At 62.2% G+C, this 14,243-nt stretch carries 16 protein-coding genes; 14 read left to right on the forward strand and 2 right to left on the reverse strand.

The genetic code is table 11. The features are described 5' to 3' along the window. Positions 1-4 precede the first annotated feature (4 nt). The 12 genes from G6N73_RS03750 (at position 5) to nusB (ending at position 10,011) form a co-directional block, all read left to right on the forward strand. Positions 5-2,092 (forward strand): transglycosylase SLT domain-containing protein, encoded by a 2,088-nt coding sequence (locus tag G6N73_RS03750; protein ID WP_165023530.1) that lies wholly within the window; start codon positions 5-7, stop codon positions 2,090-2,092. 97 nt (positions 2,093-2,189) lie between these two features. Further along, the gene (locus G6N73_RS03755; RefSeq protein ID WP_165023532.1) at positions 2,190-3,581 is read left to right on the forward strand and encodes a DUF2235 domain-containing protein; all 1,392 of its coding nucleotides are present in this window, start codon (positions 2,190-2,192) and stop codon (positions 3,579-3,581) included. Between the two features lie 100 nt (positions 3,582-3,681). Next, positions 3,682-4,236 carry a DapH/DapD/GlmU-related protein gene (locus tag G6N73_RS03760; protein ID WP_165023535.1) on the forward strand — a complete coding sequence of 185 codons (555 nt, stop codon included), beginning with the start codon at positions 3,682-3,684 and terminating at the stop codon, positions 4,234-4,236. 138 nt (positions 4,237-4,374) lie between these two features. Continuing rightward, complete coding sequence (glyA, locus tag G6N73_RS03765; RefSeq protein WP_165023538.1) at positions 4,375-5,691, forward strand: serine hydroxymethyltransferase; 1,317 nt, start codon at positions 4,375-4,377, stop codon at positions 5,689-5,691. Positions 5,692-5,769: 78 nt separating this feature from the next. Then, positions 5,770-6,003, forward strand: a complete 234-nt coding sequence (locus G6N73_RS03770) for an AbrB/MazE/SpoVT family DNA-binding domain-containing protein (RefSeq protein ID WP_165023541.1) — start codon at positions 5,770-5,772, stop codon at positions 6,001-6,003. Next, on the forward strand, positions 6,000-6,407 hold the full coding sequence (locus G6N73_RS03775; RefSeq protein WP_165023545.1) for a type II toxin-antitoxin system VapC family toxin: 408 nt from the start codon (positions 6,000-6,002) through the stop codon (positions 6,405-6,407). The genes G6N73_RS03770 and G6N73_RS03775 overlap by 4 nt, the downstream gene beginning before the upstream one ends. 7 nt (positions 6,408-6,414) lie before the next feature. Next, positions 6,415-6,879 carry a transcriptional regulator NrdR gene (gene nrdR, locus G6N73_RS03780; protein ID WP_008836717.1) on the forward strand — a complete coding sequence of 155 codons (465 nt, stop codon included), beginning with the start codon at positions 6,415-6,417 and terminating at the stop codon, positions 6,877-6,879. 3 nt (positions 6,880-6,882) lie between these two features. After that, entirely contained in the window at positions 6,883-8,013 is a 1,131-nt protein-coding gene (gene ribD, locus G6N73_RS03785) for a bifunctional diaminohydroxyphosphoribosylaminopyrimidine deaminase/5-amino-6-(5-phosphoribosylamino)uracil reductase RibD (protein ID WP_165023548.1), read from the forward strand. Beyond that, complete coding sequence (locus G6N73_RS03790) at positions 8,013-8,645, forward strand: riboflavin synthase (protein WP_165023551.1); 633 nt, start codon at positions 8,013-8,015, stop codon at positions 8,643-8,645. Before ribD ends, G6N73_RS03790 begins: the two co-directional genes overlap by 1 nt. Beyond that, on the forward strand, positions 8,626-8,862 hold the full coding sequence (locus G6N73_RS03795; protein WP_165023554.1) for a hypothetical protein: 237 nt from the start codon (positions 8,626-8,628) through the stop codon (positions 8,860-8,862). The genes G6N73_RS03790 and G6N73_RS03795 overlap by 20 nt, the downstream gene beginning before the upstream one ends. A 190-nt stretch (positions 8,863-9,052) precedes the next feature. Further along, positions 9,053-9,508, forward strand: a complete 456-nt coding sequence (gene ribH, locus G6N73_RS03800; protein ID WP_165023557.1) for a 6,7-dimethyl-8-ribityllumazine synthase — start codon at positions 9,053-9,055, stop codon at positions 9,506-9,508. Between the two features lie 5 nt (positions 9,509-9,513). Beyond that, positions 9,514-10,011, forward strand: coding sequence for a transcription antitermination factor NusB (gene nusB, locus G6N73_RS03805; protein ID WP_165023559.1), 498 nt, complete (start codon positions 9,514-9,516; stop codon positions 10,009-10,011). An 11-nt stretch (positions 10,012-10,022) separates the two neighbouring features. Here nusB and G6N73_RS03810 read toward each other — a convergent pair whose 3' ends face one another. Further along, on the reverse strand, positions 10,023-10,283 hold the full coding sequence (locus tag G6N73_RS03810) for a rhodanese-like domain-containing protein (RefSeq protein ID WP_165023562.1): 261 nt from the start codon (positions 10,281-10,283) through the stop codon (positions 10,023-10,025). Between the two features lie 80 nt (positions 10,284-10,363). Here G6N73_RS03810 and G6N73_RS03815 point away from each other — a divergent pair, with 80 nt between their 5' ends. Beyond that, positions 10,364-11,587 carry an MFS transporter gene (locus tag G6N73_RS03815; RefSeq protein WP_165023565.1) on the forward strand — a complete coding sequence of 408 codons (1,224 nt, stop codon included), beginning with the start codon at positions 10,364-10,366 and terminating at the stop codon, positions 11,585-11,587. 357 nt (positions 11,588-11,944) lie between these two features. Here the strand turns inward: G6N73_RS03815 and G6N73_RS03820 are convergent, their stop codons facing one another. Continuing rightward, positions 11,945-12,298, reverse strand: a complete 354-nt coding sequence (locus G6N73_RS03820) for a hypothetical protein (protein WP_165023568.1) — start codon at positions 12,296-12,298, stop codon at positions 11,945-11,947. A 90-nt stretch (positions 12,299-12,388) separates the two neighbouring features. On the opposite strand from G6N73_RS03820, the gene G6N73_RS03825 reads away from it, so the two are divergent. Next, positions 12,389-14,065, forward strand: a complete 1,677-nt coding sequence (locus tag G6N73_RS03825) for a winged helix-turn-helix domain-containing tetratricopeptide repeat protein (RefSeq protein WP_165023571.1) — start codon at positions 12,389-12,391, stop codon at positions 14,063-14,065. Positions 14,066-14,243 lie beyond the last annotated feature (178 nt).

Here is a 14,243-nt window from a genome sequence, read left to right on the forward strand (position 1 = left end):
AGCTATGAGCCCTCTTATCGCAATTGCTGCAACGCTATTTCCTGAAATAATAAAGGCGATCGCAGGTGATCGCGCCGGAACGGTAGCAGATCGCGTCACCAGGGCGGTGACCGATTCTGTCAAGACCAAAGATCCCGTCCAGGCACAACAGCAGTTGACCCAGAATCCGCAGATTGCGGAGAGCCTGCGCGAGAAACTGGCGCAGATCGCTCTCGAGCAGACCAAAGTTCGGCTCGACGATGAGCAGCGCCAGCGCGAAGCCGCGCTCGCGGATCTAAAGATTCGCGCCGAGTTGGAGAGTCAAAGGCGTCAAACGGAGCTCGACAGCCGTCGGGTTGACGGGGAGGATCGCAGCGGAGCACGGATTCTACAAAGAGACCTGAGTTCTGCGCAATCGCCTGTGGCGTGGGTTGCTCCAACCCTTTCCCTGATAGTGACGGTCGGCTTCTTTGTCGTCTTAGGCTTGTTCATCTTCAACAAAAACAGTCTTGAATTGACTTCATTGCCTGTAGTTCCTGCTGGTATGGGGCTTGCCAATTTAACTGATGCGCAATTTACAGCGGCTGCTCCGGTACGCAGTGATTTTGTTCTTCAGATAATAAATATCTGTGTCGGAACGCTGACGGCGGCGTTTGCTACGGTAATGAGCTTCTGGCTCGGATCCTCCCAGGGTTCTCGTTCGAAGGATGAACTCGTCGCCCAAATTCAGACCAGACAATCCGCTCAGGCATCGGAAGTCCTAAACAGAGCGACGGACGTTGTCGTTCGTCGCTCCTCCAGCGTTGACCTACCAATGCCGAAGCCGGCGGTTCCAGACGAACAGCAAGACAGCGAACCTACCGTCGATCCCGCTAAGCCGGCCGCTCCCGGCCTGCTGGACGAACTTCTCCCGGATCTGGTGAAGCCTCATCGCCATTTCCCTGACAGCGTAAGCTGGGCGCTTTCATCAAGGGGCATTTCGATTGAGGAAGCCCCCGCGCAGGGAACGCCAGGGAAGCCTACGACCGTCCGGACCATCTGGCAGCGTTATGGAGCGCTTTGTGCTGCGGCTGCAAAGCAGTACGGCGTACCTGTCGAATTGATCGTCGCAACAATCGCGACCGAGAGTTCCGGCGATCCAAATGCACGACGGCCGGAACCGCGAATAAACGACGAGAGCGTCGGCTTGATGCAGACACTCGTAGCGACGGCCCGCAATGCTACCGGTCGAAAGAATCTGCGCAGCGACGACTTGCTCGACCCCCGGAACTCCATCGAAGCAGGGACGGCCTACATCGCTCAGCAGAGAAGCTCGACATGGTTCGATCCTCCATTGGTTGCGGCCGCATACAATGCCGGATCGCTACGCCGTGACGAAGCAGACGCCAACCGCTGGAAGCTTGTCTGTCACCCTCGCGGGACTGGCAAGCACATAGACAAGTTCGTGGCCTGGTTTTCGGATTGTATGGTCGTGGCGGCTGAAGATGATTGGGCGAGCGACCCGGCCGTACCCAGTTTTGCGTCGGCCATCGGTGGTCAGAGCCCCGATGTGGAACTGGCCGACTCTGCACCGCGCTCTGAGCTTTCTCCGCTGGTTGGCACCGCGGAACGTCAAAGACTTTTCGGTACTTTCACGTTTGTGGCCGATCCGAAACCCGGAAACAAAGAGAACATTCGGATCACAAACGATTGGCCGGAGAAGAACATCGTCAAGGTCAGCATCCCGGTCAATTCCGTCCTCGGCCGGAACGGTCCGCTTGAGTTCGAATTCCATAGATCGGCTGCCGATCAACTGATCGCAATGTGGCTGCAGTGGGAGAAAGAGGGGCTGCTGGATCGCATCCTGACCTTTGATGGCTCATTTGTGCCGCGCTTTATCCGCGGGAGCACGCGTACCCTGAGCAATCATGCATTCGGAACGGCATTCGACATCAACGCTCAATTTAATCCGCTAGGCCAGGAGCCGGCGGCGATGGGAGCGAAAGGGTGCGTGCGAGAATTGGTTCCGATCGCAAATCGGTTCGGATTCGCCTGGGGCGGCCATTTCAGCAAACGACCAGACGGGATGCACTTCGAAGTGGCCAGGATCATCCAGCCCGGCGCGATGGTATAGCGAATCGCGCCGGATTTACGGAGACTGGCGTTCCAGTCTGAAGGTCTCGATGATGAGGACGCCAAGCTGAAGCGGCTGCTGCTCGGCGAGGAGTGCGATGCCAAGAAACATTGTTGTTTTCGCGGACGGGACGGGACAGCGTGGCGGAATCTTTTTCGACGAGAACCGGAGCAACATCTACAAGCTCTACCGGGCCACCCGATGCGGGCCTGAGTATTCGGTCAATCCCGCCGAACAGTTGGCCTTCTACGACCCCGGAATCGGCACCGAACCCATCGAAGGCAATATCTTCCTCAAGCTGTTCCGCCGTCTTCATAACCTAGTCAGCCAGGCAACCGGACTCGGTCTGACCTTGAACATGATCCAGTGTTACGCAGCCATCATAAGGATGTGGAGACCGGGAGACAGGATATTCCTGTTCGGGTTCAGCCGTGGGGCGTATACGGTCAGGGCGCTGGGCGGGGTGCTCGCCTATTGCGGGGTGCCGACCCGAATGCCGGACGGCACGCCGCTCCTGCGCGACGAGACCTCGACCATCCGTATCGCAAAGGAGGCGGTAAAGGATGTGTACCAGTTCACAAGTTCAAGGTACCGGGAGAAAGCCACTCCCGAGCAACTGATGCGCTTGGAACAGCGTGACCTGTTGGCCGCGCAATTCAGGCAGAAATACGGATCGGGCGACGGCGGCATGTCGAACACCGTTCCGTATTTCATCGGAGTGTTCGACACGATTGCTTCGCTGGCCAATCCGCAGGCGCTCGGCATGCTCGTAGCCTTGCTGGCCGCCATACTCATGGCTGCTTCCTGGATACTATCGTTCTTTGCCTTCTCGTTTCTTTGGTGGTCAGGAGTTCTGGGTGGCCTTGCCATTGTCCTTGCCGCCGTCTGGTATGCAGGCGAGCACCTGAAAGCTCCAGGTCCCCTGCCTGGTTACAGCGCCCGCCAGACCAGGCACTGGACAGAATTCCGCATGAGGTTTCACGATTTCAAGCTGTCGTCGCGAGTCCCCTATGCCCGACACGCGATCTCGATCGACGAGAACCGTGCCGAATTCAACCCGGTTCGATGGATAGGCGACGAGGGGGGCGATGAAAACGGTGTCAGGAGATTTGAGCAGGTCTGGTTCGCCGGGAACCATTCCGATGTCGGGGGCAGCTATCCGGAAAACGATTCACGCCTTTCGGACACGGCGCTCAGATGGATGCTGGACGCCGCGACGGCCGTCGGATTGGTCCATGACCAAGCCTGGTTGAGCCTTTTCCCCGATGCAGCCGGCCCGCAGCATGACGAGAAAAGGAACGGTGTCTACAGGCACACCCAAACTCTGGTCCGCAGGGTACGTCCCGATGCCGAGTTGCACCAGTCCGTTATCGACCGCTTCGACCTGCCCGAGGTGCTGCAGTACAACATGCTGAAGCCTTATCGGCCCGAAGCCTTGCGGGACCATGAACTGGTGAAGCATCATTACAAAGCTTCCGGTACCTCATGAAGCCTGAAACGGCTGTGGCGCAGCCAGAATGCATTGCCGGAGCGATCAGCGGCCGGCGCGATGCTAAGATAGTGCGGACCCGAATCACTTGAGCTTTTTCGTGAGCATCAGCGAACGCGCAAAAATGGCCGCCGGCGAGTGGTACACCTGCATCGACCCCGAACTGGAGGCGCTGCGGGTCGCTGCGCGCGACGCCTTGCACGAGCACAATCTGATGCGGCCCGGCGAGCGCGGAAATATGGGGCCGGCGCTGCGGCTTCTGCTTGCGCAAGTCGGCGACAATGTCCGCATCGAGGCGCCGTTCCACTGCGCCTACGGCATCAACATCGAGTTCGGCGACAACGTATTCCTCAATGCCGGCTGCACCATCCTCGACACCGCGCGGGTGAGGATTGGAAAATCATCGCTTCTCGGCCCGAACATCCAGATCTACTGCGCCGAACACCACAAGGATGCCGCGCTGCGCAGCGCCGGCCTGGAGATCGCCCGGCCGGTCGAGATCGGCGAGCGCGTATGGGTCGGCGGCGGCGCAATCATTCTGGGCGGCGTTTCGATCGGCAATGGAGCCATCGTCGGGGCCGGCTCTGTCGTGACCAGAAGTGTGTCCGCCGGCGCTTCCGTGGTCGGAAATCCGGCGCGGCCCATTCCCGCCTGAACCGTGACCGCCGTTTGGCGCAAAGCAGCCAGCAAATTTCGCGCCGCGAGCGTGGCGGGACCGGGGCAACTGTGCTAATTGCCGGCCCCATCGTGAAGCCCCGGACACGATTGTCCGCCCATCGAGGATTGAACCGTCATGGCAACAGCAGCAGCGGCCGCCGCTCAACATTTCGAGACCTTTTTCGGAGCCGAACTGGCGGAGACCGATCCGCAGATTTTCGGCGCCATCCGCCAGGAACTCGGACGCCAGCGCCATGAGATCGAGCTGATCGCCTCGGAAAACATCGTTTCCCGCGCGGTCCTGGAAGCGCAGGGCTCGATCATGACCAACAAATACGCCGAGGGCTATCCGGGCAAGCGCTATTATGGCGGCTGCCAGTTCGTCGACATCGCCGAGGAACTGGCGATCGAGCGCGCCAAGAAGCTGTTCGACTGCAATTTCGCCAACGTCCAGCCGAACTCCGGCAGCCAGATGAACCAGGCGGTGTTTCTGGCCCTGCTGCAGCCGGGCGACACTTTTATGGGCCTCGACCTGAATTCGGGCGGGCACCTGACGCACGGCTCGCCGGTCAACATGTCCGGCAAATGGTTCAAGCCAATTTCCTACGGTGTGCGCAAGGACGACCATCTGCTCGACATGGACGAAGTGGCGCGGCTGGCGCGCGAGAACAAGCCGAAGCTGATCCTGGCCGGCGGCACCGCCTATTCGCGCATCTGGGACTGGAAGCGCTTTCGCGAGATCGCCGACGAGGTGGGCGCCTGGCTGATGGTGGACATGGCCCATATTGCCGGCCTCGTCGCCGGCGGCATGCATCCATCGCCGCTGCCGCATGCGCATGTGGTGACGACAACAACGCACAAGTCGCTGCGTGGCCCGCGCGGCGGCATGGTCCTGACCAATGACGAGGACATCGCCAAGAAGATGAACTCGGCGGTGTTTCCCGGCCTGCAGGGCGGGCCGCTGATGCATGTCATCGCCGCCAAGGCGGTCGCCTTCGGCGAGGCGCTGAAGCCGGAATTCAAGGTTTACGCGCAAAACATCGTGGCCAACGCCAAGGCGCTGGCCGACAGCCTGAAATCGACCGGCCTCGACATCGTCTCGGGCGGAACCGACAATCATCTGATGCTGGTCGACCTGCGCCCGAAGAACGCCACCGGCAAACGGGCGGAGGCCGCACTCGGCCGCGCCAACATCACCTGCAACAAGAACGGCATCCCCTTCGATCCGGAAAAGCCTTTTGTGACTTCGGGCATTCGCCTCGGCACGCCGGCCGGCACGACGCGCGGCTTCGGCGCGGCCGAATTCCGCGAGATCGGCAATCTGATCGCCGAGGTGCTCGATGGGCTGAAGGCGGCGAATTCCGACGAGGGCAACGCGACAGTGGAAGCCGCGGTCAAGCAGAAGGTGGTGGCGCTGACGGAGCGTTTCCCGCTTTATCCGTATCTGGGGTGAGGGGCCTATCGCAGGCAATCCTTGATTTCCTGGCGCCTCGGTAATACCTTTGTGAAAACAGGTATTACCGAGGTCGCTATGAGTACGAAAGTAACCACCAAGGGCCAGGTGACGATCCCTAAGGCTGTGCGCGACCTGCTCGACCTGAAGCCGGGCAGCGAGGTGAAATTTCGGTACAATGCGAACCGGGAGATTGTCCTGGAACGCGCCGATGGGCAGCATCCGCCGAGCCGGTTCGAGAAACTGCGGGGACATGCCGGCCCTGGTCCCACCACGGACGAAATGATGGCCATGTTGCGTGGTGACGATTGACCCTGATCGACACCAACATCTTGTTCGATCTCGCGACCGACGACTCACAATGGTTCGAGTGGTCGCGACGAGCGGTTGAGGACGCTGCAGTGTCGGGGCCGCTCTACATCAACGCAGTCATCTATGCGGAGCTGTCTGCACGCTACGAGCATGCAAACGAGGTCGATGAATTCGTGACTATCGCCGGCGTTCAGTTTGCCGACATTCCGCGCACAGCTGCCTTCCTGGCGGCGAAGGCGTTTGGCAGCTATCGAGCGGCAGGCGGCGTCAGGACCGGCGTTCTGTCCGATTTCTTCATCGGCGCGCATGCCTTGGCGCTGGATATCCCCGTCCTGACGCGTGACGTTCGTCGCTACCGAACCTATTTTCCGCAACTGCGACTCACCGCACCTCAACTGAATTGAGCCAAGAATGCGCTGCCCCTACTGTCAGTCGGAAGATACGCAGGTGAAGGACTCCCGTCCCGCCGAGGACGGGGCGGCGATCCGCCGGCGGCGGGTCTGTCCCGATTGCGGCGGCCGCTTCACAACCTTCGAGCGCGTGCAGTTGCGTGATCTCGTCGTCGTCAAGAAGTCGGGGCGCAAGGTGCCGTTCAGCCGCGACAAGCTCTTGCGCTCGATGGAAATCGCCGTGCGCAAGCGCAACGTCGACCCCGAGCGCATCGACCGCGCGGTGACCGGCATCGTGCGCCAGCTCGAAAGCTCGGGCGAGACGGAGGTCACGTCCGGCGAGGTCGGCCGGCTGGTCATGGAAGCCCTGAAGGCGCTGGACGACGTCGCCTATGTGCGCTTCGCCTCGGTCTATCGCAATTTCCGCGAGGCCAAGGATTTTCATGAGGTGCTGGGCGAGCTCAAGGGCGACGAGGACGGCGGCTGAGCCATGGCCGGCAGCACGGTCAGCCAGGATGAGCGTGAGGAGACCGACCGCCGCTTCATGGCGGCGGCGCTCAGGCTGTCGAAAAAACATTCCGGACTGACTTCCACCAATCCTTCGGTCGGAACGCTGATCGTACGCGACGACGGCAACGGCCCGGTCATCATCGGGCGCGGCGTCACCGCGATCGGCGGGCGGCCGCATGCCGAGGCTGAGGCACTCGCCGAGGCCGGCGCGCTGGCGCGCGGCGCGACCGCTTACGTCACGCTGGAGCCTTGCGCCCATCATGGCCGGACGCCGCCCTGCGCCAATGCGCTGGTGAGCGCCGGCATCGCCCGTGTGGTCGGCGCGGCCAGCGACCCAGACCCACGCGTCTCGGGCAATGGCTATGCGATCCTGCGGGCGGCCGGTATCGAGGTCGTCGAGCGGGTTCTGGCCGACGAGGCCGCCGCGCAGATGGCCGGCTATCTCATCCGATCGTTGAAAAAACGTCCGCAAGTGACGCTGAAGCTGGCGGTTTCGAGCGACGGAATGATTGGGCGGCTGGGCGCGGGGCAGGTGCCGATCACCGGCGCTGTGGCGCGCCGGCAGGTTCATCTGATGCGGGCCGAGGCCGACGCAATCCTGGTCGGCATCGGCACGGCACTGGCCGATGATCCGGAACTGACCGTCCGGTTGCCGGGGCTGGAAGCACGGTCGCCGGCCCGGATCGTGATCGACCGCCACGCGCGTCTGCCGCTCGGCTCGAAGCTGGTCCGGACCGCGCAGCGGGTTCCGGTGCTCATCGCGGCCGCTCCGGAGGCCGATCCCGAGCGCAAGGCGACGCTCGAAAGCGCCGGTGTGAAGGTGCTGGCGACGGAGACCTATGAGGGCCGGGTGGCGCTGCCGGAATTTCTCGAAGATCTCGCGGCGCAGGGCATGTCGAACCTTATGGTTGAGGGCGGCGCCGACACGGCGCGTTATTTCCTCGACGAGGAGTTGGTCGACCGCATCGCGCTGTTTTTCGGGCCGCGGCCGATCGGCGAGGGCGGGATTGCCGCCCCGCTCGACCGTGACCATATTCCGCCGGGCTTCCGGCTCCTTGGCGAAGCCCATTTCGGCGACGATTCCTATGCCGAATGGATAAGGGATTTCTGATGTTCACCGGAATTGTCACCGACGTAGGCACGGTCGCCCAGGTTTCGCCGCTGCCGCAGGGCGTGCGGCTCAGGATCGACACGGCCTACGATCCGACAACCATCGCCATCGGCGCGTCGATCTCCTGCGCGGGCGTCTGCCTGACCGTTGTGGCGCTTCCGGAGCATGGCTCGAACCAGCGCTGGTTCGAGGTCGAGGCCTGGGAGGAAGCGCTGCGCCTGACGACGGCGGCCGGATGGCAGGCCGGCACGCGCATCAATCTCGAACGGGCGCTGAAGATCGGCGACGAGCTCGGCGGCCACATCGTTTCGGGCCATGTCGACGGCATGGCCGGGATCGTGGAGCGGAAGGACGAGGGCGACGCCGTACGTTTCCGGCTCGAAGCGCCACGCGAACTGGCGAAATTCATCGCGCCGAAGGGCTCGGTCGCGCTCGACGGGACCTCGCTGACGGTCAACGGAGTCGAGGGCAGGCTGTTCGACGTGCTTCTGATCCACCATTCGCTGACCGTCACCACCTGGGGCGAACGCAAGGTCGGCGAGGCCGTCAATATCGAGGTCGACACCATGGCGCGCTACGCGGCAAGGTTGGCGGAGGCGACGGCGGAGAGGGATGAGCCTGATCGACAATGAGCGGACGAAACTGCTGGCAAATGCGCTCGACCGCGCCTCGACGGCTTGTTTCACTGTCGGAATTCTCACGCCGGCCGCGGGCTATCTATACAATGTCGGTAATTTCCGCGGTGTTATGGATATCCCGACACTGCTCGGCGGTCTTGTCGGTTGGCTTTTTGCTGTGGTCGCCTTACATTATATGTCGAGAAGGGTGCTGAAAGGACTGAAGCCGTGAACGAATATTGGGTTCTCGCCTTTGTTGTCACTCCGGCGATTGTAATTGCGCTCGGTTACGTCGCCGTGCGCCTGCATGAGCGCTCCTTGAAGCATTGATCTGCCCTCCACCTTGTTTCACTAAGCCCGTCACGAACCGCTTGCGGTGAACTGCGGTTCGGCCTAAGTCACCGGCAATCCCGGAGACATTCATGGCAGCTTCCAAAAAACCTCATTTGTTGATCGTCGAGGCGCGTTTCTACGACGGCTTAGCCGACGCGCTGCTCGAAGGCGCCAAGGCCGCGCTCGACGAGGCGGGCGCGACCTACGACGTCGTCACCGTTCCCGGCGCGCTGGAGATTCCGGCGGTGATAACTTTCGCACTGGTCGGCGCGGAGGAGGGCGGCACCGATTATGACGGCTTCGTCGCGCTCGGCACCGTGATCCGTGGCGACACCTATCATTTCGACATCGTCGCCAACGAATCGTCGCGCGCGCTGATGGACCTCGCCGTCGAAGGCTCGCTCGCCATCGGCAACGGCATCCTGACCACCGAAAATGACGAGCAGGCGTGGGTGCGGGCGCGCCGCAGCGAGGGCGACAAGGGCGGCTTTGCCGCGCGCGCGGCGCTTACCATGATCGCGCTTCGCGAACGGCTCGGGGCCTGAGACCGGTGAGCCGACCAGACGGGGGCGATCAGCCCGCCAACCGACAGGCCAACAAGCGCGGCGCAGCCAGGCTCGCCGCCGTGCAGGCGCTCTACCAGATGGACGTCGCCGGCGCCGGCCTGCTGGAAATCACCGCCGAATACGAAGCGTTCCGCCTCGGCAAGGAGGTCGACGGCGCGCTCTACCGCGAGGCCGATCCGCAATGGTTTCGCGCCATCCTCGCCGGCGTCGTCGAAAACCAGAAGACGGTCGATCCGGTCATCCGCCAGGCGCTGACCGAGGACTGGCCGCTGTCCAGGCTGGATTCGACCTTGCGCGCCATCCTGCGCGCCGGGGTCTATGAATTGATGCAGCGCGCCGACGTGCCCGTTGCCGTGATCGTTTCCGAATATGTCGACATTGCCAAGGCGTTCTACGTCGAGGATGAGCCCAAGCTGGTCAATGCAGTGCTCGACCGGGTGGCGCGCAGGGTGCGCGGCGAGGGCCGCGGAAAAGACGCTTAGTGAATTATCAGCTATACGGCTGATATGGCGTGTATGCCGGTGTCGGCAATTCCGCCGGTCGCCTTCCACTCGGCAACGCCTTCTTCCCGGCGGCGGGACTGGAATCCGTTCGCCCGCAGGGTTCGCACGGCCTTAAGCGACAGGATGCAGTAGCGGCCGCGGCAGTAGGCGATGATCTCCCGGTCGAGCGGCAGATGCGCCAGACTGGCTTCGCGACGATCCAGCGGCATATGGTGCGAATAGAGAAGGTGCTTCGGATTCTCGCTTGACATATGAATCCGCCAGCTACATTCAATTGATCAATTGAATGTAGCATATTCAGCGCGGCAGCAAACCCGGGGGATTTCAGGAAATGAGCCAGCCGACTCCACGTGAAGCCCGGCGCACGGCGCTCATTCTGGCGGCGTCGCAGGCCATCGTCGGCTCGGCCGCACCAATCTCCATCTCCATCGGCGCGCTCGCGGGCTTCTACCTGCTCGGCGCGGACAAGTCGCTCGCCACGGCGCCGGTAACCGGCTTCAACGTCGGCGTGGCGCTGGGAGCCTTGCCGGCGGCGGCAATCATCAAGCGAGCAGGGCAGCGCAACGGCTTTCTAACCGGAACGGCGGTGACGGCGGCCGGTGGCGCCCTCGCCACCGCGGCCATGTTTGCCGGCGATTTCTGGCTCTTCGCGCTCGGGCTGCTGGTCGTCGGCATTGGCGGCGGCTTCGTGCAGCAGTTCCGCTTCGCGGCCGCAGACAACGCGCCGCCGGCGTTCAAGGCGCGCGCCATCTCCTTCGTGCTTGCCGGCGGCGTGGTGACCGCGATCCTCGGGCCGCAGATCGTCATTTTCACGCGCGAATTGTTGGCGCCGGTGATGTTTGCCGGCTCCTTCGCCGCCATCATGGTTCTGGCCGCCGTCGGCGCCGTCATTCTGTCTTTCCTGCGGGCTCCGGCCAAACACTCAACGGGCAGCGAAATTGCAGAGGAGCCGGCGCGGCCGTTGGCAGAAATCATCGCGCAGCCGCGTTTCATCGTGGCGCTCCTTTGCTCGGTCGGCACGTTCGCGCTGATGAGCTTCGTCATGACCGGCGCGCCACTGGCCATGGTCGGCTGCGGCTTCTCGACCGACGAGGCGACGCTCGGAATCTCGTGGCATGTGATGGCGATGTTCGCGCCGAGCTTCTTCACCGGGCGGCTGATTCACCGCTTCGGCGCCGAGACGATTGTCGCCACCGGCCTCGCCTTGCTGGTCGGTTGCGCGCTGATCGCGCTTTCCGGCATCGCGCTCTGGCAGTTCTGGTCGGCGCTTATCCTGCTCGGTCTCGGCTGGAATTTCGGCTTCATCGGCGCGACCGCCATGGTCGCCGACACCTACCGTCCGTCCGAAAAGGGGAAGGTTCAAGGCTTGCACGACCTGGTGCTGTTCTCCAGCGTCGCCTTCGCCTCGCTGATGTCCGGCGCGGTCTACAATGCCTACGGCTGGGACATGCTAAACTGGGTGGTGTTCCCGATCGTAGCGGTGTGCCTGGGGGCGCTGGTGATGCATATTTTCACACGCAGCCGTGCCGGCCGGGTTGTCGAAAACGAGGGGTAGCGTCGCGTCTGCCGGTGGCTGATCGGCACGTTGGGGGGCCGTAAGCCCGCTCAGGGTGGTTCTTTGTCCTTCGGTAACCCAGCTGGAGCGGCTTGGTCGCGCCAATGCCGACCTTCCTGAACCGGTCGATCCCGAAGGCGACGACATTGGCGATCCGGTCCGGCGAGATCCCGTATTCTGTCGTACATGGTCTGCACCCGGATGCCGGCAATGGGGATGCTTCGGCTTCAACGGCCGCTCCAAAGCGTTCAGTGTCGGTTCCGTACGGACGCCCACAATCGGCGGCGCGCCCGCGTCGGCCCCGCGTCCAATCATGGTACTCGACGCAACGAGTCCGCACTACGGTTGGGCGGCGGTTTAGGATGATGAGCGCGTGCCGCGCCGGATGACTGGCACGAAGAGGTACCTCACGGTGCGTTCGTGCATCAACAACAACGCCTTCGTCGTGTCCATATCGGGGGTCGCGGCCGATCGCGTGCAGAGATAGAACTCGTCGCTGGTGCTCAGGATGATGCGAGGATCGCCTTCGCTGACTTGCTCCCTGAGGCTGGCGACATAGAAACCGTCGGGGTTGGGACGGACGTCGTCTTCTGAGGCAACCTCGTTGTCATGGTCAGGGCCACAGAATCTTGCGATGCGGGAATCCGCCTTTGCAGTCGTTTGCGCTGCGAAAAGAAGAGCAAGAGCGATGATGAGCTTGGTGCTTTTCATGATATCCTCCTTTTCAATCCGGTTCCTGTTGGATTCACTTGGAAGCGATGACCGAATTGGCTGCGCCAGGAAGCGCGCCAGGAGGACGAAATGTCCCGAACGGCTTCTGAAATTGAGCCGAAATCTGCTGAAACGATCACGTTCGGCGGTTTTGTCTTCCTGACGAAAAGCAAACAACTCCGAACGGTCGAAGGCAAAGCGGTCGATCTTCGCAGCCAGTCCGCCGAGGTGCTTTCCGTGCTCGCGGCGCGACCGGGCGAGATCGTGTCCAAGGACGCGCTGATGCAGGCGGTCTGGGCCGATACCTTCGTGACCGACGACAGCCTCACTCAATGCATTGCCGATATTCGCCGCGCGTTGGGTGACGACGAGCACGTGATCGTGCAGACCCTCCCAAAGCGAGGCTATCGGCTGAATGCCGATCCATTGGACACGGTCGACCCAAACGCAGCAGCCGGTACTGAACGAGCCAGGTCACGATTCTCGCGACGCGGCTTCATTCTTGTTGCAATCGTGCTCGTCGCGGCGGCGATCGGCGCGTACTACGGCGCACAAATGTGGCCATCCGCGACGGTTCGTTCGACCGACATGTCGAGGATCGCGGTGCTTCCCTTCGAGGAGTTCAGCACCGGTGCGGACAAGGGATATCTTAGCGATGCCGTCGCCGAGGGGATCATCACCGAGCTGGCCCGGAGCAAGACTTACGCCGTCATCGCCCGGAACTCGAGCTTCAGGTACCGCGGCCAGCCGATCGACGTCAGGCAGATCGGAGATGAACTCGGCGTCGACTACCTGCTCGAAGGCAGCCAGCAGAAGATCGGAGACCGGCTGAAAGTGACCGCCCAGTTGCTGAATGCGCATGACGGATCGCATGTCTGGGCCAACACCTACAATCGCGAGATTGGCGATCTTTTTGTCGTCCAGGAGGAGATCATCCGCACGCTTGCGGATCGGGTCGGGCGGAGGATCGAGCGCCCGCTGCCAAAGAGCGACGCCGCGCAGGTCAGCGCGCTTCACTATCACCTGATGGGGATTGTCGAGATCCGAAAGGATTTCTCTGCCACGGGGAACGAACTGCTGCGGCAGCTGAACCTCAAGGCGATCGAAGCGGATCCGGACTCCCAGTTCGGCTATATCGGACTGGCCTGGTTCTATCGCAATGATGCGATATTCGGCTGGCATGAGCAGGAGCATAACCGGGACGAGGCGTTGAAGCGCGCCGCCGAATACGCCGACAAGGCCATCCTGCTCGCTCCTGATGACGCTGAAGCGCATCAAATCCGCGCCAGCATCCACACCGAAGCCGGCGAGTTCGAGCAGGCCCTTGCCCGGTACGATCAGGCAATCGCCCTAAACCCCAGCAACTCGGACATCCTGGTCCACAGTACGGACCCGCTGCTCTATGTCGGCCGCACCGACGAAGCGATCGAGCGGATCGAGCTGGCAATGGGCATCGATCCTTTCCACGCTGACTGGTTCCACTGGCAGATGGGCTGGGCGCTCTGGGAAAAGAACGATTGTGGGGCTGCGCTCACGGCGATGCGGAAAATGTCCAGAATCCCGATCGGCGCACACCGGATGCTTGCGGGGATCCACGCTTGTCTGGGAAACGAGCAGGAGGCAAAGGAAGCGCTTGCGGTTTTCCTCCAAAACTCGCCCGGCCAGTCCATCAGCCAAGAACGCAGGGAATGGGAGAAGATTTGGATCGCGCCCGGAAGCCTCAACCGCTGGATCGAACACATGCGAATCGCGGGGCTGCCGGAGTGACGGCTGACCGTATGCGGCCCGGCAGAAAACCGATTGGCCGCTAAACCTTTGAAGTCTTAGGGCGCGTGAGCGCTTACCCTCAATACGGGATCATCTTTCGCAAGGAAGATTTGAGTGCGGGAAAGTCAGCAATGGGGCCGACATGCGCCATCGTGCGCTCGCACCCGAACTTCTGGAA

This window comes from Allomesorhizobium camelthorni, from assembly GCF_011045125.1.
GTDB classification, from domain to species: domain Bacteria; phylum Pseudomonadota; class Alphaproteobacteria; order Rhizobiales; family Rhizobiaceae; genus Allomesorhizobium; species Allomesorhizobium camelthorni.

Bases quoted from the DNA above. Each gene is read 5' to 3' on its own strand.
- G6N73_RS03750 (WP_165023530.1), top strand. From the start codon at position 5: ATGAGCCCTCTTATCGCAATTGCTGCAACGCTATTTCCTGAAATAATA.
- G6N73_RS03755 (WP_165023532.1), top strand. From the start codon at position 2,190: ATGCCAAGAAACATTGTTGTTTTCGCGGACGGGACGGGACAGCGTGGC.
- glyA (WP_165023538.1), top strand. From the start codon at position 4,375: ATGGCAACAGCAGCAGCGGCCGCCGCTCAACATTTCGAGACCTTTTTC.
- G6N73_RS03770 (WP_165023541.1), top strand. From the start codon at position 5,770: ATGAGTACGAAAGTAACCACCAAGGGCCAGGTGACGATCCCTAAGGCT.
- nrdR (WP_008836717.1), top strand. From the start codon at position 6,415: ATGCGCTGCCCCTACTGTCAGTCGGAAGATACGCAGGTGAAGGACTCC.
- ribD (WP_165023548.1), top strand. From the start codon at position 6,883: ATGGCCGGCAGCACGGTCAGCCAGGATGAGCGTGAGGAGACCGACCGC.
- G6N73_RS03790 (WP_165023551.1), top strand. From the start codon at position 8,013: ATGTTCACCGGAATTGTCACCGACGTAGGCACGGTCGCCCAGGTTTCG.
- G6N73_RS03795 (WP_165023554.1), top strand. From the start codon at position 8,626: ATGAGCCTGATCGACAATGAGCGGACGAAACTGCTGGCAAATGCGCTC.
- ribH (WP_165023557.1), top strand. From the start codon at position 9,053: ATGGCAGCTTCCAAAAAACCTCATTTGTTGATCGTCGAGGCGCGTTTC.
- G6N73_RS03810 (WP_165023562.1), bottom strand. From the start codon at position 10,283: ATGTCAAGCGAGAATCCGAAGCACCTTCTCTATTCGCACCATATGCCG.
- G6N73_RS03815 (WP_165023565.1), top strand. From the start codon at position 10,364: ATGAGCCAGCCGACTCCACGTGAAGCCCGGCGCACGGCGCTCATTCTG.
- G6N73_RS03820 (WP_165023568.1), bottom strand. From the start codon at position 12,298: ATGAAAAGCACCAAGCTCATCATCGCTCTTGCTCTTCTTTTCGCAGCG.
- G6N73_RS03825 (WP_165023571.1), top strand. From the start codon at position 12,389: ATGTCCCGAACGGCTTCTGAAATTGAGCCGAAATCTGCTGAAACGATC.